Source organism: Oligella sp. HMSC05A10 (assembly GCF_001808335.1).
GTDB classification, from domain to species: Bacteria; Pseudomonadota; Gammaproteobacteria; order Burkholderiales; family Burkholderiaceae_B; genus Oligella; species Oligella urethralis.
Genome location: NZ_KV792876.1, coordinates 1 through 1064 on the forward strand (window position 1 = coordinate 1; position 1064 = coordinate 1064).

3 protein-coding genes are annotated in these 1064 nt (G+C 36.1%); all 3 read right to left on the bottom strand.

The genetic code is table 11. The features are described from left to right. Positions 1-58: 58 nt before the first annotated feature. Positions 59-241: a hypothetical protein gene (locus tag HMPREF3144_RS03725; RefSeq protein WP_048768946.1), complete on the bottom strand. Its 183-nt coding sequence runs from the start codon at positions 239-241 to the stop codon at positions 59-61. A gap of 73 nt (positions 242-314) precedes the next feature. After that, complete coding sequence (locus HMPREF3144_RS03730; RefSeq protein ID WP_070476473.1) at positions 315-614, bottom strand: hypothetical protein; 300 nt, start codon at positions 612-614, stop codon at positions 315-317. Positions 615-648: 34 nt separating this feature from the next. Beyond that, positions 649-990: a hypothetical protein gene (locus HMPREF3144_RS03735; RefSeq protein WP_070476475.1), complete on the bottom strand. Its 342-nt coding sequence runs from the start codon at positions 988-990 to the stop codon at positions 649-651. Positions 991-1064 lie beyond the last annotated feature (74 nt).

Here is a 1064-nt window from a genome sequence, read left to right on the forward strand (position 1 = left end):
AAATCAAGTTACACAAAATACCTTACACCCTCTTCAAACATCATGCATCCTGATTCTTTTATGGCCACAGTTCATATTTGAGTTTGTTAATAACCGCATCAAGTTTCTGCATAGACGCTTCGTCCATCGCATTAATGCCTCTGTCATAAGCCCAAAAGATTGCAGCTACTTCTTCTGCTGTTATTTCTATTGTTACCTCAGTGTCTCTTGCAATATGTGAGTAGTCAGGTTTGTCAAACATGAACTGTTGATCTCCATAAAAAAACCGCCTAGTATTTAAACCGGCGGTTTTGATTCGTATAAAGATAAAGCTGCTATCGTTCTATATCTTGTTCAGGCTCACTTTTCTTTTGTTCAAAGGTTTTTTTACTAATTTCATTCCCCTCAACAAGTTGGCTGACGCCCGCATATCTAGCTTCAATAATTCTAGTTCTGAGCTGGTCAAAAGTCTTGGCCGCTCGTAAATGTCCTGCTTCTGCTTGTGTGAGCTTTTCAATTCCATATCCAAACTCCTTCTTCCAAAATTGATTAATTTCTTCACTGTGTTTATTAATAATATCATTATACATTGATTGTTTAATAGGTAACTCAAGTGAACCAACATGCGCAGTCATTACCATTGCCCCAACAACTTTAGCACCTCGATTTTTAAGATATCCATGTAGTGAGGCAATTGTTCCCCCCCATAGTTAATGTGTCATCAACAATAAAATATTCTTTTGAGTTATCTACAAATCCTTCAAAAGTTGGATTAAAAGCTAGCCTATAGTCTGCGCCTTTACCAGTTCTTCCAATTTTTTCTTTTTGAACAATATTATCCACAAATGGCAATTCTAAATATTCACTTAAAAACTTTGCTGTAACAAGAGGAATTTTATTATTCCCTGCAACCTCTTTTGCTAAAACTGGCACTAAGATAACATCAGAACATTTCTTTAATAACTTGAAGCACTCCTCTACCGTCTCTTGTTTTAACGTTTTTGAGATCAAACTAATGGCTGCTTCAGTATCACCACTTTTTGCACCTAAATATGATCCTAGTCAGAAAAGTAGACAAACACTCC

What these genes read in the sequence shown, in the direction of transcription:
- HMPREF3144_RS03725 (WP_048768946.1), bottom strand. Translation starts at nt 241, where the DNA reads ATGTTTGACAAACCTGACTACTCACATATTGCAAGAGACACTGAGGTA.
- HMPREF3144_RS03730 (WP_070476473.1), bottom strand. Translation starts at nt 614, where the DNA reads ATGACTGCGCATGTTGGTTCACTTGAGTTACCTATTAAACAATCAATG.